The 23,997-nt window shown below is 64.6% G+C and carries 30 protein-coding genes; 20 read left to right on the plus strand and 10 right to left on the minus strand.

All coding sequences use genetic code 11. The features are described from left to right. Nucleotides 1–28: 28 nt before the first annotated feature. On the plus strand, nucleotides 29–193 hold the full coding sequence (locus tag JQ572_RS24960) for a hypothetical protein (RefSeq protein ID WP_211385484.1): 165 nt from the start codon (nucleotides 29–31) through the stop codon (nucleotides 191–193). A gap of 33 nt (nucleotides 194–226) precedes the next feature. Then, a complete protein-coding gene (locus JQ572_RS24965) occupies nucleotides 227–592 on the plus strand; it encodes a hypothetical protein (protein WP_211385485.1) in 366 nt (121 codons plus the stop codon). A 3-nt stretch (nucleotides 593–595) separates the two neighbouring features. Here JQ572_RS24965 and JQ572_RS24970 read toward each other — a convergent pair whose 3' ends face one another. Together JQ572_RS24970 and pdxR are read right to left on the minus strand one after the other, a co-directional pair. Beyond that, nucleotides 596–841 (minus strand): DUF6719 family protein, encoded by a 246-nt coding sequence (locus JQ572_RS24970; RefSeq protein ID WP_211385486.1) that lies wholly within the window; start codon nucleotides 839–841, stop codon nucleotides 596–598. 66 nt (nucleotides 842–907) lie between these two features. Continuing rightward, a complete protein-coding gene (gene pdxR / locus JQ572_RS24975) occupies nucleotides 908–2,380 on the minus strand; it encodes a MocR-like pyridoxine biosynthesis transcription factor PdxR (RefSeq protein ID WP_211385487.1) in 1,473 nt (490 codons plus the stop codon). A gap of 75 nt (nucleotides 2,381–2,455) precedes the next feature. Between pdxR and JQ572_RS24980 the strand changes: the two genes are divergently transcribed. From JQ572_RS24980 to kynU, 5 genes are all read left to right on the plus strand, one after another. Continuing rightward, nucleotides 2,456–3,181, plus strand: coding sequence for a pyridoxamine 5'-phosphate oxidase family protein (locus JQ572_RS24980; protein ID WP_211385488.1), 726 nt, complete (start codon nucleotides 2,456–2,458; stop codon nucleotides 3,179–3,181). Nucleotides 3,182–3,235: 54 nt separating this feature from the next. Next, nucleotides 3,236–4,513, plus strand: coding sequence for an ArgE/DapE family deacylase (locus JQ572_RS24985; RefSeq protein ID WP_211385489.1), 1,278 nt, complete (start codon nucleotides 3,236–3,238; stop codon nucleotides 4,511–4,513). Between the two features lie 203 nt (nucleotides 4,514–4,716). Beyond that, the gene (locus JQ572_RS24990) at nucleotides 4,717–5,526 is read left to right on the plus strand and encodes an alpha/beta hydrolase (protein ID WP_211385490.1); all 810 of its coding nucleotides are present in this window, start codon (nucleotides 4,717–4,719) and stop codon (nucleotides 5,524–5,526) included. A 33-nt stretch (nucleotides 5,527–5,559) separates the two neighbouring features. Next, nucleotides 5,560–6,399: a tryptophan 2,3-dioxygenase gene (kynA, locus tag JQ572_RS24995; RefSeq protein ID WP_211385491.1), complete on the plus strand. Its 840-nt coding sequence runs from the start codon at nucleotides 5,560–5,562 to the stop codon at nucleotides 6,397–6,399. An 8-nt stretch (nucleotides 6,400–6,407) separates the two neighbouring features. Further along, nucleotides 6,408–7,610: a kynureninase gene (gene kynU / locus JQ572_RS25000; RefSeq protein ID WP_211385492.1), complete on the plus strand. Its 1,203-nt coding sequence runs from the start codon at nucleotides 6,408–6,410 to the stop codon at nucleotides 7,608–7,610. Nucleotides 7,611–7,720: 110 nt separating this feature from the next. On the opposite strand, the gene JQ572_RS25005 is transcribed toward kynU, so the two are convergent. Continuing rightward, complete coding sequence (locus tag JQ572_RS25005; protein ID WP_211385493.1) at nucleotides 7,721–8,509, minus strand: cobalamin-binding protein; 789 nt, start codon at nucleotides 8,507–8,509, stop codon at nucleotides 7,721–7,723. A gap of 119 nt (nucleotides 8,510–8,628) precedes the next feature. Between JQ572_RS25005 and JQ572_RS25010 the strand changes: the two genes are divergently transcribed. Then, the gene (locus JQ572_RS25010) at nucleotides 8,629–9,030 is read left to right on the plus strand and encodes a PaaI family thioesterase (RefSeq protein WP_211385494.1); all 402 of its coding nucleotides are present in this window, start codon (nucleotides 8,629–8,631) and stop codon (nucleotides 9,028–9,030) included. Between the two features lie 150 nt (nucleotides 9,031–9,180). Further along, on the plus strand, nucleotides 9,181–9,810 hold the full coding sequence (locus tag JQ572_RS25015; protein ID WP_433996204.1) for a GNAT family N-acetyltransferase: 630 nt from the start codon (nucleotides 9,181–9,183) through the stop codon (nucleotides 9,808–9,810). A 72-nt stretch (nucleotides 9,811–9,882) separates the two neighbouring features. On the opposite strand, the gene JQ572_RS25020 is transcribed toward JQ572_RS25015, so the two are convergent. From JQ572_RS25020 to JQ572_RS25035, 4 genes are all read right to left on the minus strand, one after another. After that, the gene (locus JQ572_RS25020; protein WP_211385495.1) at nucleotides 9,883–10,188 is read right to left on the minus strand and encodes a hypothetical protein; all 306 of its coding nucleotides are present in this window, start codon (nucleotides 10,186–10,188) and stop codon (nucleotides 9,883–9,885) included. A 95-nt stretch (nucleotides 10,189–10,283) separates the two neighbouring features. Continuing rightward, entirely contained in the window at nucleotides 10,284–10,970 is a 687-nt protein-coding gene (locus JQ572_RS25025) for a DUF2161 domain-containing phosphodiesterase (protein WP_211385496.1), read from the minus strand. A gap of 133 nt (nucleotides 10,971–11,103) precedes the next feature. Further along, nucleotides 11,104–11,784, minus strand: a complete 681-nt coding sequence (locus JQ572_RS25030) for an SDR family oxidoreductase (protein ID WP_211385497.1) — start codon at nucleotides 11,782–11,784, stop codon at nucleotides 11,104–11,106. 23 nt (nucleotides 11,785–11,807) lie between these two features. Then, nucleotides 11,808–12,551 (minus strand): tyrosine-protein phosphatase, encoded by a 744-nt coding sequence (locus JQ572_RS25035; protein ID WP_211385498.1) that lies wholly within the window; start codon nucleotides 12,549–12,551, stop codon nucleotides 11,808–11,810. A 72-nt stretch (nucleotides 12,552–12,623) separates the two neighbouring features. Between JQ572_RS25035 and JQ572_RS25040 the strand changes: the two genes are divergently transcribed. Next, nucleotides 12,624–12,950, plus strand: a complete 327-nt coding sequence (locus tag JQ572_RS25040) for an MliC family protein (RefSeq protein ID WP_211385499.1) — start codon at nucleotides 12,624–12,626, stop codon at nucleotides 12,948–12,950. 111 nt (nucleotides 12,951–13,061) lie between these two features. Here the strand turns inward: JQ572_RS25040 and JQ572_RS25045 are convergent, their stop codons facing one another. Continuing rightward, nucleotides 13,062–13,265, minus strand: coding sequence for a DUF2735 domain-containing protein (locus tag JQ572_RS25045; RefSeq protein WP_211385500.1), 204 nt, complete (start codon nucleotides 13,263–13,265; stop codon nucleotides 13,062–13,064). 538 nt (nucleotides 13,266–13,803) lie between these two features. Between JQ572_RS25045 and JQ572_RS25050 the strand changes: the two genes are divergently transcribed. The 4 genes from JQ572_RS25050 to JQ572_RS25065 all read left to right on the plus strand — a co-directional run bounded on the left by JQ572_RS25050 (nucleotide 13,804) and on the right by JQ572_RS25065 (nucleotide 17,282). Beyond that, entirely contained in the window at nucleotides 13,804–14,838 is a 1,035-nt protein-coding gene (locus tag JQ572_RS25050; RefSeq protein ID WP_148740899.1) for a glutamine synthetase beta-grasp domain-containing protein, read from the plus strand. Nucleotides 14,839–15,027: 189 nt separating this feature from the next. Continuing rightward, entirely contained in the window at nucleotides 15,028–15,729 is a 702-nt protein-coding gene (locus JQ572_RS25055; RefSeq protein WP_211385804.1) for a GrlR family regulatory protein, read from the plus strand. Nucleotides 15,730–15,747: 18 nt separating this feature from the next. After that, complete coding sequence (locus JQ572_RS25060; protein WP_211385501.1) at nucleotides 15,748–16,431, plus strand: substrate-binding domain-containing protein; 684 nt, start codon at nucleotides 15,748–15,750, stop codon at nucleotides 16,429–16,431. 32 nt (nucleotides 16,432–16,463) lie between these two features. Further along, a complete protein-coding gene (locus tag JQ572_RS25065; RefSeq protein WP_211385805.1) occupies nucleotides 16,464–17,282 on the plus strand; it encodes a tetratricopeptide repeat protein in 819 nt (272 codons plus the stop codon). A gap of 48 nt (nucleotides 17,283–17,330) precedes the next feature. On the opposite strand, the gene JQ572_RS25070 is transcribed toward JQ572_RS25065, so the two are convergent. Next, nucleotides 17,331–17,789 (minus strand): hypothetical protein, encoded by a 459-nt coding sequence (locus JQ572_RS25070; protein WP_249129313.1) that lies wholly within the window; start codon nucleotides 17,787–17,789, stop codon nucleotides 17,331–17,333. 130 nt (nucleotides 17,790–17,919) lie between these two features. Between JQ572_RS25070 and JQ572_RS25075 the strand changes: the two genes are divergently transcribed. The 3 genes from JQ572_RS25075 to JQ572_RS25085 all read left to right on the plus strand — a co-directional run bounded on the left by JQ572_RS25075 (nucleotide 17,920) and on the right by JQ572_RS25085 (nucleotide 19,559). Next, nucleotides 17,920–18,387, plus strand: a complete 468-nt coding sequence (locus tag JQ572_RS25075) for a hypothetical protein (RefSeq protein WP_211385503.1) — start codon at nucleotides 17,920–17,922, stop codon at nucleotides 18,385–18,387. A gap of 58 nt (nucleotides 18,388–18,445) precedes the next feature. Then, nucleotides 18,446–18,595, plus strand: a complete 150-nt coding sequence (locus JQ572_RS25080; protein WP_007591825.1) for a hypothetical protein — start codon at nucleotides 18,446–18,448, stop codon at nucleotides 18,593–18,595. Nucleotides 18,596–18,848: 253 nt separating this feature from the next. Then, the gene (locus tag JQ572_RS25085; RefSeq protein WP_211385504.1) at nucleotides 18,849–19,559 is read left to right on the plus strand and encodes a hypothetical protein; all 711 of its coding nucleotides are present in this window, start codon (nucleotides 18,849–18,851) and stop codon (nucleotides 19,557–19,559) included. A gap of 53 nt (nucleotides 19,560–19,612) precedes the next feature. Here JQ572_RS25085 and JQ572_RS25090 read toward each other — a convergent pair whose 3' ends face one another. Then, on the minus strand, nucleotides 19,613–20,527 hold the full coding sequence (locus JQ572_RS25090; RefSeq protein WP_349643111.1) for a LysR family transcriptional regulator: 915 nt from the start codon (nucleotides 20,525–20,527) through the stop codon (nucleotides 19,613–19,615). A 75-nt stretch (nucleotides 20,528–20,602) separates the two neighbouring features. Here JQ572_RS25090 and JQ572_RS25095 point away from each other — a divergent pair, with 75 nt between their 5' ends. The 3 genes from JQ572_RS25095 (at nucleotide 20,603) to JQ572_RS25105 (ending at nucleotide 23,798) form a co-directional block, all read left to right on the plus strand. Beyond that, nucleotides 20,603–21,064: a GlcG/HbpS family heme-binding protein gene (locus JQ572_RS25095; RefSeq protein ID WP_211385505.1), complete on the plus strand. Its 462-nt coding sequence runs from the start codon at nucleotides 20,603–20,605 to the stop codon at nucleotides 21,062–21,064. 166 nt (nucleotides 21,065–21,230) lie between these two features. Next, complete coding sequence (locus JQ572_RS25100; RefSeq protein WP_211385506.1) at nucleotides 21,231–22,853, plus strand: ABC-F family ATP-binding cassette domain-containing protein; 1,623 nt, start codon at nucleotides 21,231–21,233, stop codon at nucleotides 22,851–22,853. A gap of 69 nt (nucleotides 22,854–22,922) precedes the next feature. Continuing rightward, nucleotides 22,923–23,798: an MBL fold metallo-hydrolase gene (locus JQ572_RS25105; protein WP_211385507.1), complete on the plus strand. Its 876-nt coding sequence runs from the start codon at nucleotides 22,923–22,925 to the stop codon at nucleotides 23,796–23,798. Nucleotides 23,799–23,997: the final 199 nt, after the last annotated feature.

Genomic DNA, 23,997 nt, shown 5'->3' on the forward strand with positions numbered 1-23,997 from the left:
GCCGGCCACGGAACCTGGAGACAAGTCCATGCGCGCGCTCAGCTTCATCCTTGCTTTCGGTTTCGTGCTCGCGGGCTCCTCGTTCGCGGGCGCGCCGGACGGCAGCCTTCCCGGTATCGGCACCTTCCAGTACAGCGGCTCGCCGGTCACGGTCACGGCGCCGCAGCCGATCGTGGTCGCCGCGCGCTTCTGATCGCCAACAAGAAATCAGCCGATAAAGGCCATCATGATTGTTCGTCTCTGCGCTGCGGCGTTCGTCTCACTTCTGACCATCGCTGCCGCTCAAGCGCAGGTGCGCGCGCCCTCCAGACTGCCGGATCCGCGTAGCGAATTCGTGCGTCAGTGCGCTCCGCGCATGCTCGGGCGCTGGGAGCATCCGGAGGAGGTCTGCGGCTGTCTGCACGACCATGCTGCCGCGGTCGTCGAGGATCGTGATTTGCGCGAGGCCCTGCTGCGCGGCATCAGCGAGACCGGCGTGCCAACCATCGAGACCGATTGGGTGCCGACGTCGAAGCAGGGTGAGATCGGCCCGACCTTTACCAAGATCGCCAAACCGACCCTTCAGTGCATGTTCGATCCGGCCAAATCGTAGCCGTCATCTCAATTTCGGACCGTAGCGCGGCACGCAGGAGCTGGTCCGCGCCACGCCCTTGTCGGTCATCCTGGCGCCGCGCACCTCCTTGACCTGCCCGGCGGGGCAGGTTCCGTCATCCACCTGCACGCGTTGGCCGAGCTTGAGATCGACGATGTCCTGCTCGCGTCCGACCGTGCCTGCGCGCGCCGCCGCGGCAAGCGTGATGGAGATCAGGAGCGAGAGGAAGATCGCACGGTGCAGCAGCATGATGTGAGGTCCCGGCACAATCCCGCAATGTAGGGAGCGGCAGCCGATTCTCATAGTGAACGTTGGTCAGGCCCGCCGGGCCGATTTGCGCCGCACACCCAGGGCCGCGCGCGATTCCCGCGCGAGCCGATCGGCGGATGCCACCAGCTTCGGAACCGCGTGGCCGGAAAATCCCAGCACGAAACCGGGCAGGGCGCGCGCGCGCGTGTAGGTGTCGGCCAGCAGCCAGCCTTCCGCGCCGGCCGCCTGTTTTGCATGCGCTGCCACCGCCGGATCGACCGAAGGATCGAACCGGGCAACGAGGTGCAGACCCTGCGACGGGACCGGCACCGACAGCACGCCGTCGGAGCCGGCTTCCAGTGTCTCGGCCAGCGCATCGCGCGCCTCGCGATAGAGCTTTCGTACCCGTTTCAGGTTCGCGGCGAACGCGCCGGAATTGAGCATGTCGGCCACCGCGCCTTCCATCAGCGTGCCTGGAAAGCGGTCGAGGGCTGCGCGCGCCGCGGTGACGTCCGCGATCAGACGCTCGGGCAGGGCGCAATAGCCGATGCGCAGGCCCGGAAACAACGTCTTGGCGAACGTGCCCATGTAGATCACGCGCTGGAGGTGATCGATGCCGGCAAGCGACATCAGCGGCGCGCCGTCATAGCGGAACTCACTGTCGTAGTCGTCTTCCAGCACGAAGGCGCCGGCCTGCCTCGCCCAGTCCAGCAGCTCGAGCCGCCGCGGCATCGACATCTGCACGCCCAGCGGAAACTGGTGCGACGGCGTCACATAGGCCGCGCGCGCGTTGGGCGCCGCAGCGCGGCCTTTGGCGATGCGCATGCCGTGTTCGTCGACGGGAACGGGCGCAGCGCGATAGCCGCAATGCGCGATGGTCTTGCGCGCCGCGGGGTAGCCCGGGTCTTCGCACCAGACCTGGTCGCCCGGCTTCAGGATCGCGCTCAGCACGATGCGAAGCGCGTGCAGCGTGCCCGACGTCAGCATGATCTGGTCGGGATCGCAGCGCAGGCCCCGCGCGGAGAGCAGATGATCGGCGATCGCCGCGCGCAGTTCGCGGCTGCCGCGCGGGTCGCCATAGTGCAGATGCTCGGACCCGAAGGCGCGCATGCGCCGGCCGACGAAGGCGCGGAAGCGCTGCACCGCCCGCTCATCGATATGGGTACAGCCCAGGGAGAACGCGCCTTGTCCGGGCGTTTCGACCACCGCCTTCGGTTTCTTCGGCTCCGCCGCGCGCGCCGGGATGCGCGCGGCGACGAACGTTCCGGAACCCACAATTGCGTCGGCAAAGCCATCGGCGATCAGGCGCTCATAGGCGGTGACGACGGCGTTGCGCCGAAAGCCGGTCTGTTTCGCCAGCGTGCGCGACGGTGGCAGCGGCTCGCGGGGTTTCACCAGGCCGGAAACGATCATCTCGCAGAGTGCCTGGTAAAGCCGGTGCGCCGACGAGGCGCCCGCCGTGATGTGCGGACCGGTGAGGTTGAGCGGCAGTTCGGCCTTGGCTGGCGAGGCGGCGAAATTGGTCGGAATTTTTTGCATGGAATTGGTACTATCACAGACCAAATCGGCCGCTACAACCATCCTGGAATTGTTCAAAGCCCGACAGGAGCGGCCGTGAGCCAGACTGAAAGCCAGAATTCCTACCCGACGTCGGCGCGCAACCAGGTGAAGCGCCGTCACGACCGCGGCTTCTACGATCACGACACCGTTCATCGCATCCTGGACTCCTCGATGCTCTGCCACGTCTCCTATGCGATCGACGGCCAGCCCTATTGCACGCCGACTTTCTTCTGGCGCGAGGGGACGAAACTGTACTGGCACGGCTCGAGCGCCAGCCGCATGCTGCGCAACCAGACCAAGGGCGAGCGCGTCTGCCTGACGGTCGCCCATCTCGATAGCCTGGTGCTGGCGCGCTGCGGCTTCAACCACTCCGCAGATTACCGGGCCGTGATGGCATTCGGTACGGCCTATCTCGTTACCGATTCCGAGGAGAAGAAGCGGGCGGTGACCGCCATGGTCGATCGCTTTTTCCCCGAGCGCACGGCGAGCCTGCGGGCAAGCAACACACAGGAGATCAAGGCGACCTCCTTCATCGCGATGGAGATCGAGGAGGCCTCGGCGAAAATCCGCGCCAAGGGTGTCGCCGACGATGATGAGGACTATGAGTTGCCGATCTATGCCGAGCGCATTCCGGTACGCACCGTGCTCGGCGCGCCCGAGCCGTGCCCGCGCCTGCTCGACGGCGTGACGCGCCCCGCCACGCTCGATGGCTATTCGGAAGGCCGACTGCTCGAAGATGCATTGCGGGATGCCTATTTTGCAGAGTACCCGAACGGCTGAAATCGGCTAGCTTGCGCTCCATCGATGATCTGAATGCCCGATTGGAGTTGCCTGATGAATGCCGAGACGCAGCAGAGGATTCTTGACGCCGTCGATGCCGGCTTCGAAGCCCAGCTTGCGACCACAAGCGATTTCGTCGCGATCCCTTCGACGCGCGGAGCGGAAGGGCCGTGCCAGGACATGATCGGCGACCTCCTGCGCGAGCGTGGCTACGAGGTCGACGATTGGCATATCAATGTCGACGATCTCAAGGATCTGCGCGGCTTCGGCCCGATCGAGCATGATTTCTCCAGGGCGCGCTCGGTAGTCGGCACTTATCGCCCCAAGACCGAGGCCGGCAAGTCGCTGATCCTGCAGGGCCACTGCGACGTGGTGCCGGCAGGGCCGCTGGAATTGTGGGACACCCCGCCGTTCTCGCCCGTCATCAAGGACGGCAAGATGTTCGGCCGCGGCGCCTGCGACATGAAGTCGGGCACCATTGGCGCGCTTTACGCGCTGGATGCCATCAAGGCCGCGGGCCTCAAGCCGACGGCACGGATCCACTTCCAGTCGGTGATCGAGGAAGAGAGCACCGGCGTCGGCGCACTCTCGACATTGCAGCGCGGCTATCGCGCGGACGCCTGCTTCATTCCTGAGCCGACCGGGGGCAAGATGGTGCGCTCGCAGGTCGGCGTGATCTGGTTTCGCCTGCGCGTGAAGGGCCATCCGACCCATGTCGCCTTTGCCGGCTCCGGCGCCAACGCCATCATGGCGGCCTATCATTTGATCCAGGCGCTGCAAAAACTCGAAATCGAATGGAACGAGCGCGCAAAGGCGGATCGGCACTTCAAGACGCTGAACCATCCCATCAACTTCAACCCAGGCATCATCAAGGGCGGCGACTGGGCCTCGAGCGTGCCGGCCTGGTGCGACGTCGATTGCCGGATTGCGGTGCTGCCTGGCTGGTCGATCGCCGATCACCAGAGGGAGATCGCGGCCTGCGTTGCGGCTGCCGCGCGCAACCACCGCTTCCTCGCCAACAATCCGCCTGAGATCGAATGGTCGGGCTTCCTTTCGGAGGGGTATGAACTGACCAACGCCGCCGCGCCCGAGGCCGCGTTCGGCAAGGCCTTCAACACCGTCTATGGCGGCGCCGTCGAAGACCTCGTCTTCACCGCGCTCACCGATACGCGCTTCTACGGGCTCAATCACGGCATCCCGAGCCTGTGCTTCGGCGCCAGCGGCGGCGAGATGCACGGTTTCAACGAATATGTCGATCTGGATTCGCTGAAGAAGACGACCAAGGCGATGGCGCTGTTCATCGCGGATTGGTGCGGGGTGGAGAAGGCGTAGCGGCGAACTGTGCTTTCTCCAATCCAGGCTACCGCCGCGGAAAAACTCTGGGTTGCTTCGCTGCGCTCGGGTCGTCGCGAGCGGCGCCTGCCCAATCCACCGGCTCTCCCAGATGCTTTAAGCTTAAAATAAAGACTAGGATGGCGGCCGCCTCGATGGCAGACTGGCGCCTGGTCACGGGGCCTGAGTCCTTGGGAGCAACAATGCGCGATTGGGATGACGCTTATGCCAATTCGGCCCACATCCCGGGCTCGGACAAGATGCCGGCACAGTGGGCGGAACGAGCGGCGGCTTACCGCGCCGGGCTGAAGGATTTTCGCGCCGACATCGCCTACGGTCCGGGCGAGCGCCAGCGCTTCGACCTGATCCTGCCCGAGGGCGACAGCAAGGGCCTCGTCGTGTTCGTTCACGGCGGCTACTGGATGCGCTTCGACAAATCGACCTGGACCGATCTGGCCGAGGGCGCGCGGCTTCATGGCTGGACCGTGGCGCTGCCGAGCTACACGCTGGCGCCGGCCGCGCGCATCTCCGACATCACGGCGGAAATCACCACCGCGATTGCGAAAGCGGCTTCGCTCGTCGCAGGGCCAATCCGGCTCGCCGGCCATTCCGCCGGCGGCCATCTCGTCACGCGGATGCTGTGCGACGACAGCCGGCTGGAGCCCGCCGTCTACAACCGCATTGCCGGCACGCTCTCGATCAGCGGCCTGCATGATCTGCGACCGCTGCTCAAGACTGGGATGAACGAGACGCTGCGCATGACGATGGAAGAGGCGACGCTGGAAAGCGCCGCGCTGCATCTGCCGCGTGGACACTCGCCTGTGACCGCCTGGGTCGGCGGCGGCGAGCGACCCGAATTCATCCGCCAGTCCGATCTGATGGCCAATGTCTGGACTGGATTCGACGTGCCGACGCGCCTCGTCGTCGATCCCGGGCTCAACCATTTTACCGTGATCGATGCCTTGAAAGATCCGTCGTCGCCAATCACCGCGCGCCTGATCGGCCTCGACTGACGAGGCCTGCAAGATCGATCGAAAGGGCCTGTCATGACGTCCAGCGATTACGATCCCTCAAGCGAAGGCGCCGAGACCGATTTCGCCCGGCGCATGTCCTATGGCAACTATCTGGCGCTGGACGCGATCCTCGGCGCGCAGCATCCGCTTTCGGAAGCGCATGACGAGATGCTGTTCATCATCCAGCATCAGACCACCGAACTGTGGATGCGCCTCGCCATCCATGAGCTCAGCGCCGCTCGCCGTGCGATCGCGAAGGATGAGGTGCAGCCCGCGATGAAGATGCTGGCACGGATGTCGCGCATCTTCGAACAGCTCAATGGTGCCTGGGACGTGCTGCGCACCATGACGCCGAGCGAGTATACGCGCTTCCGCTCCCAGCTTGGCCAGTCCTCGGGTTTCCAGTCGCGGCAATACCGGCTGATCGAATTTCTGCTCGGCAACCGCAACCACGCGATGCTGAAGCCGCACGCGCACGATGTGGAAACGACCGAGCTGCTCGAAACCGAACTCGCGACGCCAAGTCTCTATGACGAAGTGCTGCGGCTCGCCGACCGCAACGGGCTCAAGATGCCGGCGGCCGTGCTGGCGCGCGATGTTCGCGAGACCCATAGCTTCAACGAGGGCGTGCTGCAGGCCTGGCGTGTCGTCTACGAGGCGCCTGAGACGCATTGGATGCTTTACGAGCTTGCCGAGAAGCTGGTCGACTTCGAGGATTATTTCCGCCGCTGGCGCTTCAACCACGTGACGACGGTCGAGCGCGTCATCGGATTCAAGCGCGGCACGGGCGGCACCGGCGGTGTCAGCTACCTCAAGCGCATGCTGGAGGTCGAGCTGTTCCCCGAACTCTGGCGCGTGCGTACGATATTGTAGAGATGTCCATGACCAGGCTTCGCGTCTATGACGACACCAAAGCACTGTTCTATCTGCCTGACGGGGTGATCTACCTCGACGGCAATTCGCTCGGCGCGCTGCCGCTCGGCGTTGCCGAGCGCGTCAACCGCGTCATCACGGCGGAATGGGGCAACGAGTTGATCCGCGCCTGGAACACCGCGGGCTGGTATGTGCAGCCGCGCCATGTCGGCGATCGCATCGCGCGGCTGATCGGCGCAGAGGCCGGCTCCGTGATGGTTGGAGACACGCTGTCGCTCAAGGTCTATCAGGCCCTTGCCGCCGCGCTAGACATGAACTCGTCGCGCAAGGTCGTCCTGTCGGACACCGGTAATTTCCCGACCGACCTCTACATGGCCGAGGGGCTGATCGCGACGCTCGGGCGCGGCCATCAATTGCGCCTGGCTGCGCCGGAGGAAATCGAGGATTCGTTGTCCGAGGAGATCGCGGTGCTCTACATCACCGAGGTCGATTATCGCACCGGACGCCGCCACGACATGGCGAGGCTGACGGCGAAGGCGCATGCGCTCGGCATCGTCACCGTCTGGGATCTCGCGCATTCGGCTGGTGCGCTGCCGGTCGATCTCGCGGGCAGCGGCGCCGATTTCGCTGCGGGGTGTACCTACAAATACATCAACGCCGGCCCCGGCGCGCCGGCGTTCCTCTACGTCGCGCCGCGACACGCCGACAGCGTCCGCGCCGCGTTGTCGGGTTGGATGGGGCATGCAAAGCCGTTTGCGTTCGAACTGGCCTATGCGGCTGCCGGTGGCGTCGAGCGGATGCGTGTCGGCACGCCGCCGGTGCTTGCAATGGCGGCGCTGGAAGCCTCGCTCGACATCTGGGACCGCGTCGACATCCGGGAGGTCCGCGCATGTTCGCTGGCGCTCGGCGATCTCCTGATTGCCGAGGTCGAACGCCGATGTCCGTCCTTGAAGCTCGTCACCCCACGCACGCAAGAGCGCCGGGGCTCGCAGGTCTCATTCGCCTTCGACGGCGGTTACGCCGCCATGCAGGCCCTGATCGCCCGCGGTGTCATCGGCGATTTCCGCGCGCCCGACATCATGCGGTTCGGCATCACGCCGCTGTACATCGGCGAAGGCGAGATCGTTCGGGCGGCCGAGATCATCGAGGACGTGATCGCAGGCGAGGTGTGGCGGCAGCCGGAATATCAGGTCGTGAACGCGGTGACGTGAGATACGAAGGCTGCCTCAACCGTCAAAGCGAGCGCAGCGAAGCAATCCAGAAATGTATCCGCGGAAAGATTCTGGATTGCTTCGCTGCGCTCGCAATGACGGCAGAGAGGTCAAGAGCACGTCCCCCACAACGCCTTCACGATCGCATCGAGCCCATCCGTCAGCGCGGCAGGCCCCGGTTGCAGTATGATCGGTGACTTGATCTCGACGATGCGGTTGTCGCGCACGGCGGGAATCTCGCTCCATCCATCGCGCTGCTTGATGCGGGCCGGCACGACCTTCTTGCCGCACCAAGATGCAAGGATCACCTGGGGCGCGGCCTCGCGTACCGCGTCCGCCGAAACGATCCGATCCTTCGCGGCCTGCTGATGCCGCAGCTCCGGAAACGCATCCGCGCCGCCCGCGATCTCGATCAGTTCGGACACCCAGCCGATGCCCGAGATCAGCGGATCGTCCCACTCCTCGAAATAGACCTTTGGCCGTGGCAGACGGCGGGGCGTCTCGGCGATCGCAGCGAGGCGCTTTTCGAAACTTCGCGCGAGTTCCTCGGCGCGCTCGGCCGCGCCGACCAGCGCGCCGAGGGTGCGGAGCATTGTCAGGATCCCGGCGACGTCGCGCTGGTTGAAGACGTGGACGTCGACGCCGGCGCGGACGAGATCGGCAACGATGCCGGCCTGAAGATCGGAGAACGCCAGCACGAGGTCCGGTTCCAGCGCCAGGACCTTCGGGATGTCCGCCGAGACGAAGGCCGACACCCGTGGCTTCTCGCGCCGCACCTGCGGCGGCCGGACGGCGTAGCCGGAGACGCCGACAATGCGATCCTGCTCGCCCAGCAGATAGAGCGTTTCGACCGTCTCTTCGGTCAGGCAGACGATACGGCGGGGAGGGAAGTGGCGCATGGGAAGAGCATATGCGCAAATGCGGGCGCAGATGTCAGCACGGCGATTACCTCTGACGTCATTGCTTTGCCGCGCGAAGCCATTCACGCTGGGACAACAATGAATTGGGAGGATATCCGATGACGCCGCTCGAGAAACTCAAAGCGATGAAGATGCCGTTCGCCGAGCTCAAGGGCGTCGAGTTCGTCGAAGCCGAGAAGGACCGTGTGGTAGCGCGGATGACGGTGAGGCCCGATCTCTGCACGCTTCATCACACCATTCACGGCGGCGCGGTGATGGCGCTGGCCGATTCCGTCGGTGCGGCGGCGACCGTGATCAATCTGCCTGACGATGCCAAGGGCACGACCACGCTGGAGAGCAAGACCAACTTCATCGGCGGGGCCAAGCAGGGAACCACGGTCATCGCGACCGCGACCCCGATCCACAGGGGGCGGCGGACCCAGGTCTGGACCACCCGGCTGGAAACCGAGGACGGCAAGCTGGTCGCCGTCGTCACCCAGACTCAGCTCGTCCTCGTATGAATACGGGGGCTTGATTCTGTTAACGAATTAGTCGTCTCCGATGCCTGAAACTTGAGCAGGTTCCCGTCTTGAAAATTATGCTGCGACGCACAATATTGGGGGCCTAGGGATTCGAACGCCTCCTCGAGGGACACCAAGAGGAGTTTTGACTTGTCACTCGAAGCAGATCTGGAACATGAAGAAACCAACCGCGCCAAGTCCGTTCCGGGCTATGTGCGGACCTTGAGCCAACAGGAAGAATTGCCGCTTCTGCGCGATCACCTGCTCAGGCTGGATGCCGAAAGCCGGCACGACCGTTTCAACGGTTTTCTCGACGACAGTTTTATCGAGCGTTACGCCGCCCGCTGTGCCGAGGATGGCACCGTGATCGTCGCCTACATCGTCGACGGCGTGGTGCGCGGTGCGGCCGAGCTGCATCCGCCGGAGGATGATTCGCTGCCCGAGGTCGCCTTCAGCGTGGAAGGCTCCGCACGGCGCCAGAACGTCGGCACCATCTTGTTCAGCCGCCTGATCGCGGAAGCGCGCTGGAAGGGCTACAAGCGACTGCGCATCACCACGGGCGCCGAGAATCATGCGATGCGGGCGCTCGCCAGGAAGTTCGGAGCAAATCTGCAATTCCGCTACGGCGAATCGACCGGTACGATCGACCTCGCCAAGTCGCCCGAGGACGAACTGGCTGATCTCGCAGCCTCGCCATTTGCCGCTGGGCGCGCTCTTCTCAGCTTCAACTCGACCTGCTGGAAGATCATCTCCAGCATGTATGGCAATCGCGCCGCCTGAGCTGAAAAGGCAGCTGAATCAAAAAGCGGACCGGCAAAACCGGTCCGCTTCTTTATTGAGGGGACTAAGCGCTCAGGTGCCGGTGCGCTTGTCGTTGCCGAAACGGCGCACGACGCGGCGCTCGACCACCACTGAACGCTGCGCGCCCTGTTCGCCGGCGATCACGCGCGTTGCCGTGATGCGGCCGTTGGTGCGGGCCTGCTTCTTCACCTCGGCCTGAACGACATCGAGCGGCATACCCATCAACGCAGCGGCGATCTCGGCCTGCTGCTCATGATCGTCGGTGATGCCGACGGCGGCGAAGATCGCCTCGTCCAGGGTCGGCGGATCGTGGCGCACGCGCCGCGTGCCATATTTGGTATTCCAGTCTGCGCTCATAACGGCCTCGTTTCGATGCCGGGATACCTAGTGCCGGTGATGTTGCATTGCAATATGAAATCGGTGTGGCATCTCAGCTATGCACCGGTCGGGTGTCATGGCGGTGACGCGGCGCCGGCGCCGATCTCAACCTTTTGTTGCGGCCAGCGCTTCAGCGCCGCATGGCCCGCTTCCGTGAGTCCGTAGATTCCCCGGTCCGCGCGTTCGAACCAGCCATACACATTGTTAAGCAAGATCTTGCCGGCGTCGGGGCAGCGTTCGCGCAATTCGCTCACGCGCCGCGGGCCGGCCGCTAGCTCGGAGGCGCAGGCCAGCGCCTGCTGGCGATACGCCGTCATGATCGGCGCGCGCGTGCTGCCGCCGAGCACGGGATCGCCCTGGCGGCGCTGATGCTCTGCGACGAGGCGAGAGCGCGTCTTCGGCTCGCGGCGCGGCGCCGCGGTCGGTGGCTTCACCAGCACCTCGACCTCGCCGCGCTCGGTTACCCCGAGCATACCGAAGCCGAGGCGGCGGCAGAGATTGCGATAGCGCGCGTCGCTCTCGCGGCCCTTGCCGCGCATGGACATCCTGGCGGCGATCCAGACCTCATCGCCAGCGGGCGCGCGGTCGACCGCCTGAAGGATCAGCTCGAGATTGAAGGCGAGCTTCAGCTCGCCGATCACCACGACAGGCGGATCGCCGGCGCTGAGACCGACGAGGTCGCAGCCGCCGATCTCGCCCTTGACCGTGAAGCCGAGCTCTTCGAGGAAGCGTTTGACGGGCAGGTAGAGCGCGGTTTCCAAAGATAGCGTCCGAGTCTTGCGTTCCGATCGGAGAATCAGTTGCGGCCAGTCTAGCCCGGATCGGATTCGCGGCTCTGCGCCATTTGATCGGGAACCGATGCTGCGGTGATCCTGCGGCCGGAATAGTGCCGGATCAGACCCGCCCGGCCACCGGGATCAGCGCGCCGGTGATGCCGTTTGCGGCGTCGCTGGCGAGGAACAGGATGACTTCGGCGAGTTCCTGCGGCGTCACCCATTTGGAAAAATCCGCTTTCGGCATGTCGGCGCGGTTGGTTTTGGTGTCGATGATCGAGGGCAGCACCGCGTTCACCGTGACCTTGCCTTTCCACTCGCTCGCAAGCGCTTCGGTGAGGCGATGCACGCCGGCTTTCGACGCCGCATAGGGGCCCATGCCGGAGCCGGCCTGAAGCGCGCCCATGGCGCCGATGTTGACGATGCGGCCGGCATTGGACGCGGCGAGACGCGGCAGTGCCGCGTGCGAGGTGTTGAGGGCGGTCAGCACGTTGAGGGCATACATGCGCTGCCACGTCTTGATGTCGCCGTCGCCGACGGTCTCGAAGGCGAAACCGCCGGCGATGTTGATCAGCGCATCGAGCCTGCCGAAGTGCTTTGCCGCCGCCTCCACCGCCGCCTTCGCTTGGCCTGCATCGGACAGATCGACACCGCCGATCTCGATGCGTTCAGGGGCTGCGGGGATCTGCGAAGGCGCATGATCGATGGCCGCAACGCGCGCGCCACGCGACTGCGCGGTCTCGGCGACGACTTTTCCGAGTGCGCCGAGTGCGCCGGTTACGATCAGAACTTTGCCATGCATCGTCGTTCTCCCGGCGCGGCCGCCTACGATTGCAGATAACGCGCCTTCAGCGCGGACCGCTCCGATGTGCCGAGCTTGAGCCCGTCGCGCAAGTAGGTTTCGAGATCGCCGTAGTCGCGGCCGACGGCCTCGAATGCAGCAGCGAGATACGAGACCTCGACGCTTCCGATCGCGTCGAGAACGTCGGCGGGAAGATCGGAGGCGTTTGATGGATCACGCCTGTAGTGCCTGTTGGTCAGGAGGTAATCCTCGGCAATGATTTCGTCGGCCACACCGAGCGCATGCAGGATCAGCGCGCTTGCAAAGCCGGTGCGGTCCTTGCCGGCGGTGCAGTGGATCACCAGCGGCGCGCGATCCTCCAGGAGATGGCTGAACAGGCTGCGGAAGCTGGCCGTGTTGTGGCGGACATAGTTGCGATAGGATTCGCGCATGAGCTCGAGCGCGACCGGCGCGGTCAGGCTGCCCCGGGCGAGCTCGGTGCGCAGCGCGGCCACGACCGTCGGCTCGATCGGCAGCGAATGCACCGTGATCTCGTTCACCACGCAGACGCCGGCCGCGCGCTCCTCCAGCCCACGAAAGTCGAACGCATGGCGCACACCGAGCGCGCGGACGATCTCGATATCGGCGGCGGTGAGCTGGCCGAGATGATTGGAGCGGAAGATGTGCCGCCAGCGCGTGGTTCGGCCGTCTGCGGTTGGATAGCCGCCAAGGTCGCGGAAATTGCTGGCGCCTTGCAAGGCGAGATGACGGGCGGGGGACTCTGGCATGGGATCAGCTTTGGGTTATGTTTCCACTGGACGCACGACAGGCGTCCTTGGGGTCTATTACAGGGGGCGATCATGGGCCGGCACAATGCCATACTTTTGGCGGTCACCATGCTGACGGGCGGAATCACCGGTGCACGCCAGGCCGATGCGCAGACGTTCCGGACCTATCACTGCGCCGATGGTACGCAGTTCATCGTGGGGTTTTATGACTACGACAAGCGCGCGTTCGTCCAGATCGACGGCGAGCCGGTCACGCTTGCCAAGCGGCTGACGGTTTCCGGCGCACGCTATTCGGGGGCGGGGATCACGCTGAGGATTCCCAAGAGCGGAGCCACCACGGTCAAGCATCTGAAGCGGCCGGTCACGGCCTGTGCGGTGATCGAAAAGTCTGAGCTCTAGCCGGGAGTCCGCCCGGAATCAAAAAGGGCCGAAACCTCGTTGTTTCGACCCTTTTTCAAACTGCCGCCGGAAGCTTGCGAGAGCGCGGCGGTATCAAACCGACGATAGGCATCAGCGTTCCCATTTGGGCTTTGCTTCGTCGACCGCGTCCTGGTGGTACCAGCTATCGCTGCAGATCGAGGCGTTCGCGGGAAGCGAAGCATGATCGGCGGGAAAGCGGGTGTCGCCATAGCGGCGCCCGGCGAGAGCCGCGCGGCCCCCGATGGGGAATTGGTAGATCGTTGCAGATCCGTGACTCAGACCATTGTTCATCATTTCGATTTGCTCCTCAGTCGAAGCGCCTTGGCCTCCATGGTGCGCCCGACTCGTTTGATTGTGGTTACCGGACTCCCCATATCGGCCCCGCACCACGAATTGGAAAGTGCTGAAAAGGAAATCAGCCGTAGCCCATTTTCTAGGCACGAAGCCTTCTGCATCCCCAAAGGCACCTTGTGTGTGACCAACGCTTGAGCCATTCCAAAGGTTGCGGGTGAGGGCCGGTGCCTTCGCGAAAATTGCTGGACGTTGATGCCAGTTTGATCGGCAACCTCCGGCACGGGGGCGCCTGCTTCAGAATCAGGCGATTTCCGCTGGATTTTTGCAGTGCAGCTTCACGCAAAGGTGCGCCGCTATGACGCACGCCGTTGTGGTCGGTTTGCCGTCGGCAGAGAGCCCCCGGCCCGGGTGCAGAACCTTCCGCGCTGCGGCCTTTTGGCACGTTAAATGCTTGTAAACGGTCGGCCGATGATGGCCGGGTACAAACGTGCAGGGGCCTCCGGGCCCCCGCCTTTCGCATCATCAACAGAGAGGCTCAATGACCAAGTATAAGCTCGAGTACATCTGGCTCGACGGATATACGCCGACTCCGAACTTGCGCGGCAAAACACAGATCAAGGAATTCGCGTCGTTCCCGACGCTCGAGCAGCTTCCGCTCTGGGGCTTCGATGGCTCCTCCACCCAGCAGGCCGAAGGCCACAGCTCCGATTGCGTGCTGAAGCCGGTCGCGGTGTTCCCGGACGGCGCCCGCACCAACGGCGTGCTCGTGATGTGCGAAGTCATGATGCCCGATGGCAAGACCCCGCACTCGACCAACAAGCGCGCCACCATCCTCGACGACGAGGGCGCCTGGTTCGGCTTCGAGCAGGAGTACTTCTTCTACAAGGACGGCCGTCCGCTCGGCTTCCCGGCCTCCGGCTATCCGGCGCCGCAGGGCCCGTACTACACCGGCGTCGGCTATTCGAACGTCGGCGACATCGCCCGCAAGATGGTCGAAGAGCATCTCGACCTCTGCCTGGCTGCCGGCATCAACCACGAAGGCATCAATGCGGAAGTCGCCAAGGGCCAGTGGGAATTCCAGATCTTCGGCAAAGGCTCCAAGAAGGCCGCTGACGAAATGTGGATGGCCCGCTACCTGATGCTGCGCCTGACCGAAAAGTACGGCGTCGACATCGAATTCCACTGCAAGCCGCTCGGCGACACCGACTGGAACGGCTCCGGCATGCACGCCAACTTCTCCACCGAGTACATGCGTACGGTCGGCGGCAAGGAGTACTTCGAGGCGCTGATGGCGGCCTTCGACAAGAACCTGATGGACCACATCGCCGTCTACGGCCCGGACAACGACAAGCGTCTGACCGGCAAGCACGAGACCGCGCCGTGGAACAAGTTCAGCTACGGCGTTGCCGATCGTGGCGCCTCGATCCGCGTTCCGCACTCCTTCGTCAACAACGGCTACAAGGGCTATCTGGAAGACCGCCGTCCGAACTCGCAGGGCGACCCATACCAGATCGCTTCGCAGATCCTGAAGACGATCGCGTCCGTCCCGGCTGACAAGAAGGCCGCGGCCTGAGATCCTCCCGGCCCGGGCTGGGGGCTGGCCCGGGTTGGACTTCAATCCGCCGGTGTCGAAAGACACCGGCGGATTTTTACATTCTGATGAAAAGCCGTTGTTGTGCGTCTGCCGGCCTGACGTCTGTCCATCGCCGGCGAAACCGGGCTAGAATGTCCCTGGATGCGCGCGGGGCCGGGGACACGGCTGGTGTTTGAAGGCTTCTACAAGGTGCGATTTCAGCTCGGCGACGGCGTCGGCCGGAGCGTGATGCATGCCGGCAACGGCAAGATGCTCGGCGGCAATTCGGCCTTCGCCCATATCGGCAGCTACGAGAAGACCGGCGGCGGCGTCGACATCGTCATCAAGACCGTCCGCCACAATCCAGACCCGAACTATCGCGCCATGGCCGGCACCGACGATGCGACCCTGCTGGCGAAGGGCTGGGCCGAAGGCGACCTCTATCGCTTCAAGGGCGAGCTGAAGGAGCTGCCCGGCGTGCCGTTCCAGTCGTTGATGACGCCGATCACCGAAGACGAGGTGCCGATCGCCGGTGGCGTCGGCGAGGCCGGAATCGCCGACGGGCTCTACTCGGTCCATCTGCGCATGCTCGACGGCGTCGATGGTGGCCTGACCGGCGTGATGCTGCTCAACAAGGGCCGCATCCTCGGCGGCGATGCATCGTTCTACTATCTCGGCAGCTACACCGCCGCCAACGGTCGCTGGAAGGGCCAGATCCTCAACCAGGAGCACACGCCCGCCAAGGACGATCCGATCTTCGGCGGCCACGAGGTCGGCATCGGTTTTTCCGGCACCTATGACGCGGAGCAGGCGGTGCTGGAGGCAACGGCGCTCGCCGGCAAGCGCAGCCTGCGCCTCACCGCTGCGCTCAAGCTGATGCACCGCGCCTGATCGCGACAGGGATTGCTCATGGAAAATATCCGCATGCTCTCGACGCTCGGCCTGATGGGCGCGATGCGCAGCCTGTCCTCCGCCTTCGAGGCCGCCAGCGGCATCCATGTCGACGCCGATTTCGCGCCGACCCTGGCGCTGCTCAAGCGCCTGCGCGACGGCGAGGCCGCCGATCTCGTGATCCTCACGCGTGAGGGGCTCGACGAGATGATCGGCGAGGGCCGCGTGGTCGCGGGCGGCGCGGCAGATCTGGCGCGCTCCTTCGTCGGCATCGCGGTGCGGGCAGGGCAGGCGCATCCGGACATCGCCACCGAAGCTGCGCTGCGCGAGACGCTGCTCGCGGCGCGGTCCGTCGCCTATTCGCGGCTCGGCGCGAGCGGGGTCTACTTCGCCCAACTGATCGTGCGGATGGGGATCGCGGCGGAGATCAACGCCACGGCGACCATCGTCGAGCAGGGCTTTACCGCGGAGCGGCTCGTCAGCGGCGAGGCCGAGCTGGCCGTCCAGCAGATCAGCGAGCTGAAGCAGGTTGGCGGCATCGAGGTGATCGGCCCGATCCCGCATGATCTGCAGACACCGGCCGTGTTTTCGGCCGGCCGCATGGTGAGCGCGAAGCATGCCGGCGCTGCGGACCGGCTGCTGCGCTACCTGGCATCGCCGGAGGTCGTCCCGGTGCTGCGCCAATCGGGACTCGAGCCTTGAATTTTCCGGGGCGGCACCGCAACCTGACGTTCATGCGGACTTTCCTCGTTGCCATCCTCCTCACGCTTGCGGCGCCGTTTTCGGCGCATGCGCAATCCGCCGATCTCGTCCTGTGCGACCGGGTCGCCGCCGATCCCGGCGATCCCGACAAACCGGCCGATGTGAGAGGCGTGACGGAGATCGCGGCGTCCGACGTCGCGACCGCCATCAAATTCTGCAAGCAGGCCGCGCCGTCATCGCGCCGCGCGATGTTCGCGCTTGGCCGCGCCTATGCGGCCAATCGGCAAACGGCGGACGCGATGGCCGCCTGGCGCAAGGCCGCAGACAAGGGATCGAGCGCCGCGATGGTCGAACTCGGCGTCGCCTACGGCACCGGCACGGGTGTCGCCAAGGACGAAGCGCAGGCGCGCAAGTTATTCGAGAAGGCGGCGCAGGCGGGCAATCCCCGCGGCATCAGCAATCTCGCCGCACTCGGCAGTACCGGCGGCGCGCCCGCCGATCCCGCGCAGGCGCGCGCACTGCTCGGCAAGGCCGCCGAGACCAACGCCGAAGCGCAGTACCAGCTCGGCCTGATGCTGTCCGAAGGAGCGGGCGGTGCGAAGGACGACGTCGCTGCGCGCGCGTTGTTCGAGAAGGCGGCGGCGCAGAACCATCCCGGCGCGCTGGAGCGGATGGGCGCCTTCGCCCAGGACGGCCGCGGCGGGCCAAAGGACAAGGATGCCGCGAAAGCCTATTACGAGCGCGCAGCTGCCCTCGGCGACGACGATGCGAAGAAGGCGCTGGAGCGGCTGCGCTGTCCCTATGCGATCAAGGACAAGCAGGGCAAGCTCGTCACGACGCTGTGCTTCTAAAGCGCGGCGAGAAAAACCGCTGCACGCTTTTCCGGGTCGTGCTCTCGCTCACTTCATGTAGTAGGCGAGATTGTTGCGGGCGTCGCGATAGGTGGTCTCGAGGAAATCAGGATATTCCGCGGCAGCCCGCGCGACCGCGCGGACGACGCACTCCCAGAAATCGCCGTCCCATTTGAATTGCGCCTCGGCTGCGCCCTCGAAATTGACGGCGGTGATGATGGCCTGCCTGATCGCATCGTCGCTGGCTCGCGGATGGGCGCGTTTCACATAACCGAACATCGGGCCCTCATGGGCGTGGTCGCGAGCGTAGCGATAGTTTTCGCTGATCTGCTGCGGCGAGAGGGTACGATTGATGCGGACCTCTTCGTCGGTCGGCCGACCCTCGATCGAGTCGAGACGATAGCGCCAGCGCCAGAGCTCGAACGCGGCATCGAGCAGCGGCTGCTTCGCCGCGCTGGCGATCAAGGCCGCGATCTGCGCCTCGGCTGATGGTTCGAACCGTTCCATGCCGCTTCGTCGCGCGCCTTTACCCGCGGGTTCGAAGCCGGCCTTGATCGAGCGCAAGGCCGCAGGCCGCCGCGTCGTCCTACACTTTTGCCTCACAGGAACTTGGGCCGCACGGGAATGGAGATCTGCGATGAAGCTTCGGGGTTGGATGCTGGCGCTGGCCGGCCTGGGAGCGGCGACCGCCGTGGCTGCGCAGGACCTCAGATCGCCGTCCGCGGACCAGTACGTGCCCCGGCTCGGCGACATCATGAGCGCCGCGCAGACACGCCATCAGAAGCTTTGGCTGGCCGGCAAGGCGCAGAACTGGGAGCTTTCCGCCTACGAGCTGCACCAGCTGAGGGCGAACCTGGTCGAGGCCGCAGTGCTCTATTCGGGCATTCCCGTCAGCAACGTCACGACGCTGGAGCCGTCGCTGCAATCGCTGTCGGACGCGATCGCGGCGAAGGACGGGCGCAAATTCGCAAAGGCCCTGGGCGGGCTGACCGAAGGCTGCAATGCCTGCCACCGTTCGATGGGACGAAGCTTCGTCGTCATGAAGGTTCCCTCCGATCCGCAGCCGTTCGCCAACCAGCAGTTCGCGCCGCAAGCCAAGCCGTGAAGGAACGGACCTTGTGCGAAGAGGGTTGATCCCGAAAGGCACGACGGAAGGCGCCACCATGATACGCAAGCTCGCATCCGGCGAATATCGCCTCTATTCGCGCAAGGTGAATCCCAAGACCGGCAAGCGCCGCAACCTCGGCACGTTCAGGAGCCGCGCGGCGGCTGAGAAGCACGAACGCGAGGTGCAGTATTTCAAGCGCCACTAGCCCAGCGATGAGCGCCGGACCGGACAAACAAAAAAACTGGAAAACAACCCCATGCACAGTAGCCAAGGTGCTGAAACGAACAAATAGTTCTGATTTGGCGAAATGTATTTGACCCGTCGGGCAAAACAGGGGCATGATGTCATCATGGCACGATGGGCTCCGCGAGCGGCCCTGCGCGGAAAAGCCGGATGGCCTCAGCGCGGCGGCGGTGCTAGGTAGCCTCGATTCCTTTTGATTTTGCGGGTCTATTGCGTTGCTGGACGGGCTCTACAAGGTTGAATACGGCATCCACGATGCCTTCGGACGCAGCATCATGTGCCTGCATGACGGCAAGATGCTGGGCGGCAATTCGGCGTTCGCCCATCTTGGAACGTATCAGGAGCGCGACGACGGCGAGATCGTCGCCGAGGTCATCACCGAACGGCATAACGAGGATCCCAATTACAAGCCGCTGATGGGGGCCGATGTCGCTTCGATCGGCGCGCGCGGCCGGCTGATCGGCAACCAGATCCGTCTGGAGGGCAGCGCGGACACGATGCCGGGCGGTCGTTTCTGGGCCAATCTCACCCGGCTCGACGATGATGGAGCGCTGCCGCCACGCGGCACGATCGGAGAGGGCGGCATCGTCAACGGTCTCTACGGAGTCAGCCTGCGCGCGCTCGACGGCGTCGAGGCCGGGCTCTCCGGCGTCATGCTGCTGATGGATGGCCGCATCCTCGGGGGCGATGCGTTCTTCTACTATCTCGGCGCCTACTCGTCGGCGAATGGCCGCTGGAAGGGCGAGATGCTGAACCAGGAGCACACGCCGGCGAAGGGTGAAAATCCCGTGTTCGGCGGCTACGAGGTCGGGATCGGCTTCTCCGGCACCTGCACAGCGGATAGCGGCGAGCTCGAAGGCATCGCGCTCGCCGGCAAGCGCAGCCTGCGCCTTGCGGCCTCGCTCAAGCTGATGCGTCGGGCGTGAACGTCAATTCGTTCGATCATGCCTGACGACGTCGGCGCATCGGAGACAGCAAGTCATATCCGCAGAGCGGAAAGCCGGGCCACGAGGAATTCGATGGCAGCGCGGACTCGCCGAGGCATCGCACCGGCTCCCCGCTTGGGCCAGACAATCTGGAGCGGGATGGGCGGCGGCTCGTGGCCGACAAGGATTTGCTCGACGATCCCCTGATCGATGAGCCTGCGGACCTGCCAGAGCGGAGCGAGCCCGATACCAAAGCCGGACGCGACGGTCGCATTGCGTGCCGCGGCACTCTCTGACCGGAAGCGACCATGCACTTCGATACGCTTATTGTTGCCCCCGAATGCCCATCTGTCGTCATCGCTCGCTCGCAACACGCATTCATGACGGGATAATTCCTGCGGATGCTCGGGACGACCATGGGCGGCGAGATAGGCCGGCGAAGCGAACACTGCCCAGCTTAGTCCACCGATCCGGCGAGTCCGCAAATTCGAGTCCGGCAGGTTGCCGATGCGAATGGCAAAATCGAGCTTCTCGGCGACGAGATCGACATGCTCATCGGACAGGACGAGCTCAAGGTTGATTTCCGGATTCCGCGCCAGGAATTGGCTCAGGATGGGAGTGACGTATTCGGGGCCGAAAAGGCTCGAAGTCCCGATGCGGATGGCGCCGGCAAGCCGCCGGTCGCTGGCGAGCAGATCCTCGCGGGCGGCGTCGATGGTCGTGAGGGCGATGCGGATGCGGCCGGCGAATTCGAGGCCTGCAGGTGTGGGGTGCAGGCGGCGCGTCGTCCGCGATACGAGCTGCACGCCAAGATCGTCCTCGAGCCGCGCAAGCGAACGGCTCACCGACTGTAGCGATCTGCCGAGACGCGTTGCCGCGAACGTCAGGCTACCCTCGTCAATCACGGCCAGAAACGTCGCAAAATCCGCAAGCGAGGTCAGCGTTACTCTCCCGATAAGTGAGATAATATGTCTGTGCGGCCGGCTATTATCATCAGAAGTGTGATGTGTTGTGAATGGGCTCCCAATGACCTGGAGCTTCCCATGACAAAACCAGATGCCTGCGCGGCAAAAGCCCCCCTGGCGGCCCTGACGCCTCTCTATGGTGTCCCGATCACTCTTGATGAGGCGACGCTCGTGGCCGATGCGGCGCGGGCCGAAGCGCAACGTCATGGCTGGCCCATGGTGGTCGTCATTACCGACAGCGGCGGCCATCTCGTTCTGTTGTACCGTCTCGATCAGGCGCAGCACGGCAGCGTGCTTGTTGCGCAGCAGAAGGCGAAGACAGCCGTCGATTTCAGGCGGCCGACGGGGGCGTTCGAATCCGCGTTGGCGGACGGCGGCCTTCACTTGCGGCTGCTGGGCATGACCAACCTGACGCCTCTGGAGGGCGGCCTTCCGATCCTGCGAGACGGCAGGGTGATCGGGGGGATCGGCGTATCGGGTATGCAGTCAACCCAGGATGCGCAGGTTGCCGCGGCAGGTCTTGCGGCCTTCGGTGCCTGACGCCTCCAAAGGGCGTATGAGCCACTGCCCCATAGCCATTAAGTCTCGGGGCGGATTGCGGGAATTTGGCGGCTGGCGAGGGCGGAATCCGGGTCCAGCCGGGCTTCCCCTGGCGGCCCGCATGGCCTAAGACGCTGCAACGCAAAAATCCCCCCAAAAAGACCCCATGATCCGCCTCGACAACGTCAGCAAGCAAGCCGGCCACCAGATCCTGTTCATCGAAGCCTCGGCCGCCCTCAACAAGGGCGAGAAGATCGGCCTCGTAGGCCCGAACGGGGCCGGCAAGACCACGCTATTCCGGATGATCGCCGGTGAGGAACTGCCCGACGAAGGGCAGGTCTCGACCGATCGCGGCATCACCATCGGCTATTTCAGCCAGGATGTCGGCGAGATGAGTGGCCGCAGCGCGGTCGCCGAGGTCATGGACGGGGCGGGTCCGGTCAGCGAGGTCGCAAGCGAGCTGCGCGAGCTCGAAGCCGCGATGGCCGATCCTGACAAGGCCGACCAGATGGACGAGATCATCGCTCGCTACGGAGAGGTGCAGCACCGTTTCGAGGAGCTCGACGGCTACGCGCTCGATGGCCGGGCGCGCGAGGCGCTCAACGGTCTCGGCTTCAGCCAGGAGATGATGGAGGGCGACGTCGGCAAGCTCTCCGGCGGCTGGAAGATGCGCGTGGCGCTGGCCCGCATCCTCCTGATGCGGCCCGACGTCATGCTGCTCGACGAGCCGAGCAACCATCTCGATATCGAGAGCCTGATCTGGCTGGAAAAATTCCTGCACGATTACGAAGGCACGCTCTTGATGACCTCGCACGACCGCGAGTTCATCAACCGCGTGATCTCGAAAGTGATCGAGATCGATAGCGGCTCGCTCACCACCTACACCGGCGATTACGAGTTCTACGAGCAGCAGCGCGCGCAGAACGAGAAGCAACAGCAGGCCCAGTTCGAGCGCCAGCAGGCGATGCTCGCCAAGGAGATCAAGTTCATCGAGCGCTTCAAGGCGCGCGCCTCGCACGCGGCCCAGGTGCAGAGCCGGGTCAAGAAGCTCGACAAGATCGAGCGGGTCGAGCCGCCGCGCCGCCGCCAGACGGTGGCCTTCGACTTCCCGCCGGCGCCGCGCTCCGGCGAGGACGTCGTCGCGCTCAAGAACGTCTACAAGGGTTACGGCAGCAAGCGCATCTATGACGGTCTCGATTTCATGATCCGCCGCAGGGAGCGCTGGGCGGTGATGGGCGTCAACGGCGCCGGCAAGTCGACGCTGCTCAAGCTCATCGCCGGTGCGAGCGAGCCGGACGAGGGCACGGTCGCAGTCGGCGGCAGTGTGAAGATGGGCTATTTCGCCCAGCATGCGATGGACCTGCTCGACGGCGAGCAGACGGTGTTTCAATCACTCGAATACGCGTTTCCGACCGCGGGGCAGGGGAGCTTGCGCGCGCTCGCCGGCTGCTTCGGCTTCTCCGGCGACGATGTCGAGAAGCGCTGCCGCGTGCTCTCGGGCGGCGAGAAGGCGCGACTTGTGATGGCCAAGATGCTGTTCGATCCGCCGAACTTCCTGGTGCTGGACGAGCCGACCAACCATCTCGACCTCGCCACCAAGGAGATGCTGATCACGGCGCTGTCGGATTTCGAGGGCACCATGCTGTTCGTCTCGCATGACCGGCATTTTCTTGCGACGCTTTCGAACCGGGTGCTGGAGTTGACGCCGGAGGGCATCCACCAGTTCGGCGGCGGCTACACCGAATACGTCGCGCGGACCGGACAAGAGGCGCCGGGGTTGCGGAGCTAGCGTTTCGCGGCGTGCCTTGACGCGCTGACGCCACCCGTTACGCTCCTTCAAAAAGGGAGCGAAACAACCATGAAGCAACTGCGGATCGGCGACATCACCATCGATGCGGTGATCGAGCGGGAAGGGCCGTGGCGGCGGCCGCAAGACTTTTTCCCGGCTTATGACGACGGTGTGTTCAAGCACCATCTACCGACGATGGAGCCGGAGGTGTTCGACGCCGCGCGCGGCATGATGGTCATCACCTACCAGACCTTCGTGGTGCGCACGCCGCGCTACACCATCCTGGTCGACACCTGCACCGGCGAGGACAAGGGCCATCCGCCGCCGTTCGACTTTCCCGGCAAGGAGCGCTGGCGCAACGAGCTGTTCGCGCTCGGCATCGGCTTCGAGCAGATCGACTATGTCTTCTGCACCCATCTGCACATCGACCACACCGGCTGGAATACAACGTTGCGCGACGGCCGCTGGGTGCCGACGTTTCCGAACGCGAAATACGTCTTCCACAAGGGCGAGTATGCGGCCTGGGAGGCCGAGAACGCTGAAGGTAACAACCCGCCCGGCACCGTCTTCCGCGACAACTGCCTGCCGATCGTCGAGGCAGGCCAGGCGCTATTGGTCGACGACGATTATGCGTTGGACGATACGGTCACGTTGACGCCGACGCCGGGGCATTCGCCCTGTCATTGCTGCGTGAACATCTTTTCGAAGGGGCAGCGCGCCGTGGTCGCGGGCGACCTCATGCATCACCAGATCCAGTGCCGCGAGCCGGATTGGTCGGCCAAGCCTGACTGGGATGCAAAGCAGTCAGCGGTGTCGCGGCGAAAGTTCTTCGCTTCCGTCGCCGACACCGACACGCTGATCCTGCCGATCCATTTTCCGACGCCGACGGTGGGCCTCATCAAGCCGCTCGGCGCCGCGTTCGACTACCGGTTCAGGCGGGAGTGAGGTGCTTCACCTCGCCCCGCTTGCGGGGAGAGGTCGAATTTGCGCAAAGCGCAAATTCGGGTGAGGGGCAGGGCTATCGCATATGAAGAAAAGCGTGGCGGGCAGCTTGCCTGCGGCCCATCCTTCGAGACGCCCGCCTACGGCGGGCCCTCAGGATGAGGTCGCGTTTTGCAGTGAGATATCAGACCCTCATGGTGAG

It is taken from the genome of Bradyrhizobium sp. SZCCT0153 (assembly GCF_018129995.1).
Lineage (GTDB): Bacteria > Pseudomonadota > Alphaproteobacteria > Rhizobiales > Xanthobacteraceae > Bradyrhizobium > Bradyrhizobium japonicum_G.

Bases quoted from the DNA above. Each gene is read 5' to 3' on its own strand.
- JQ572_RS24960 (WP_211385484.1), top strand. From the start codon at position 29: ATGCGCGCGCTCAGCTTCATCCTTGCTTTCGGTTTCGTGCTCGCGGGC.
- JQ572_RS24965 (WP_211385485.1), top strand. From the start codon at position 227: ATGATTGTTCGTCTCTGCGCTGCGGCGTTCGTCTCACTTCTGACCATC.
- JQ572_RS24970 (WP_211385486.1), bottom strand. From the start codon at position 841: ATGCTGCTGCACCGTGCGATCTTCCTCTCGCTCCTGATCTCCATCACG.
- pdxR (WP_211385487.1), bottom strand. From the start codon at position 2,380: ATGCAAAAAATTCCGACCAATTTCGCCGCCTCGCCAGCCAAGGCCGAA.
- JQ572_RS24985 (WP_211385489.1), top strand. From the start codon at position 3,236: ATGAATGCCGAGACGCAGCAGAGGATTCTTGACGCCGTCGATGCCGGC.
- JQ572_RS24990 (WP_211385490.1), top strand. From the start codon at position 4,717: ATGCGCGATTGGGATGACGCTTATGCCAATTCGGCCCACATCCCGGGC.
- kynA (WP_211385491.1), top strand. From the start codon at position 5,560: ATGACGTCCAGCGATTACGATCCCTCAAGCGAAGGCGCCGAGACCGAT.
- kynU (WP_211385492.1), top strand. From the start codon at position 6,408: ATGACCAGGCTTCGCGTCTATGACGACACCAAAGCACTGTTCTATCTG.
- JQ572_RS25005 (WP_211385493.1), bottom strand. From the start codon at position 8,509: ATGCGCCACTTCCCTCCCCGCCGTATCGTCTGCCTGACCGAAGAGACG.
- JQ572_RS25010 (WP_211385494.1), top strand. From the start codon at position 8,629: ATGACGCCGCTCGAGAAACTCAAAGCGATGAAGATGCCGTTCGCCGAG.
- JQ572_RS25020 (WP_211385495.1), bottom strand. From the start codon at position 10,188: ATGAGCGCAGACTGGAATACCAAATATGGCACGCGGCGCGTGCGCCAC.
- JQ572_RS25030 (WP_211385497.1), bottom strand. From the start codon at position 11,784: ATGCATGGCAAAGTTCTGATCGTAACCGGCGCACTCGGCGCACTCGGA.
- JQ572_RS25035 (WP_211385498.1), bottom strand. From the start codon at position 12,551: ATGCCAGAGTCCCCCGCCCGTCATCTCGCCTTGCAAGGCGCCAGCAAT.
- JQ572_RS25040 (WP_211385499.1), top strand. From the start codon at position 12,624: ATGGGCCGGCACAATGCCATACTTTTGGCGGTCACCATGCTGACGGGC.
- JQ572_RS25045 (WP_211385500.1), bottom strand. From the start codon at position 13,265: ATGATGAACAATGGTCTGAGTCACGGATCTGCAACGATCTACCAATTC.
- JQ572_RS25050 (WP_148740899.1), top strand. From the start codon at position 13,804: ATGACCAAGTATAAGCTCGAGTACATCTGGCTCGACGGATATACGCCG.
- JQ572_RS25060 (WP_211385501.1), top strand. From the start codon at position 15,748: ATGGAAAATATCCGCATGCTCTCGACGCTCGGCCTGATGGGCGCGATG.
- JQ572_RS25065 (WP_211385805.1), top strand. From the start codon at position 16,464: ATGCGGACTTTCCTCGTTGCCATCCTCCTCACGCTTGCGGCGCCGTTT.
- JQ572_RS25070 (WP_249129313.1), bottom strand. From the start codon at position 17,789: ATGGAACGGTTCGAACCATCAGCCGAGGCGCAGATCGCGGCCTTGATC.
- JQ572_RS25075 (WP_211385503.1), top strand. From the start codon at position 17,920: ATGAAGCTTCGGGGTTGGATGCTGGCGCTGGCCGGCCTGGGAGCGGCG.
- JQ572_RS25080 (WP_007591825.1), top strand. From the start codon at position 18,446: ATGATACGCAAGCTCGCATCCGGCGAATATCGCCTCTATTCGCGCAAG.
- JQ572_RS25095 (WP_211385505.1), top strand. From the start codon at position 20,603: ATGACAAAACCAGATGCCTGCGCGGCAAAAGCCCCCCTGGCGGCCCTG.
- JQ572_RS25100 (WP_211385506.1), top strand. From the start codon at position 21,231: ATGATCCGCCTCGACAACGTCAGCAAGCAAGCCGGCCACCAGATCCTG.
- JQ572_RS25105 (WP_211385507.1), top strand. From the start codon at position 22,923: ATGAAGCAACTGCGGATCGGCGACATCACCATCGATGCGGTGATCGAG.